This window comes from Polaromonas sp. P1_G4 (assembly GCF_056405475.1).
This window is the reverse complement of sequence record NZ_JBFUCA010000919.1, coordinates 1-942: the sequence shown is the minus strand read 5'-3', so window position 1 is coordinate 942 and position 942 is coordinate 1. Positions and strand designations below refer to the sequence as shown.

General features: G+C 48.0%; 1 pseudogene. It reads left to right on the top strand.

The window, feature by feature from the left end:
* Window positions 1-31: 31 nt before the first annotated feature.
* Window positions 32-942, top strand: a pseudogene (locus AC1D1X_RS24445) (N-6 DNA methylase); the annotation flags it as partial.

The window sequence follows — 942 nt, the reverse complement described above, 5'->3', positions numbered from 1 at the left end:
GAGAAATATCCTCATCGGAAGTTTGAAATATATGGCGATTCACAAAGTTCAAGAAGAGGTTGCAGATTACCTGAGTGGTTTGCGCCAGGCGAACAGCGAAGAGGCTAAGAAGCTCCGTTTTCAAAATTTGTTGAGTCGACTGTTTCAAGATAGCCAGGCTGCAAAAGACGTTGTAAATGAGCTAGCGCAGGGCGGCGAAAAAACTATTTTCAACATTCCCCGCCCAGGCGTTCCCAAGACTGGATATGCGGACATCGCTTACAGCAACGTAATTATTGAGTGGGAGAAAGATCTCGCCAAAACCGGTAAGCATGCAGAAGATCAACTGGCTGAGTATCTTGCTGGAAGCTGGCACAGTGGTGAGCGGTATGACTACATCCTGATCGCAACCGATGGACGTATCTGGCGCACTTATGCACCCAATCTTGAGGTATTGCTAGGACAGGAAACGCCCAATCGCACTGCATTGCGCAAGGTTGAAGACTTTGAGGTTAAAAAAGACAACGAAGATAAGTTTTTCTTCTTCCTTGACCGCATTCTCTTCCGTTCGACCAAGCAACGTGCCACTCTTGACGCTATTCGGCTCGATTTCGGAGACACCTCGCGCATTTTTATCAATGCCGTACAAGCCATGCAACGCGTTATGCCTGAGCAAAAAGTGTCATCGGCGGTGCATGTTGCGTTTGAACAGTGGCAACGCTTTCTGCAACTGGCTTATGGCAAGTTTGACCTGGGTAATTCGGTCTACCTAGTTCACACCTACTTGAGCATATTTGCAAAACTGCTGGCCTATTCCGTTCTGAAACCAGCAGCGAACCCCACCGACAATGATCTCAGACGCATCTTGTCTGGCGAGGCGTTTACAGCACTGAATGTAGCTAACTTTGTTGAAGGCGACTTTTTCTACTGGGTCAGTACGCCAGAGTTCTTTCAGCAACTGGC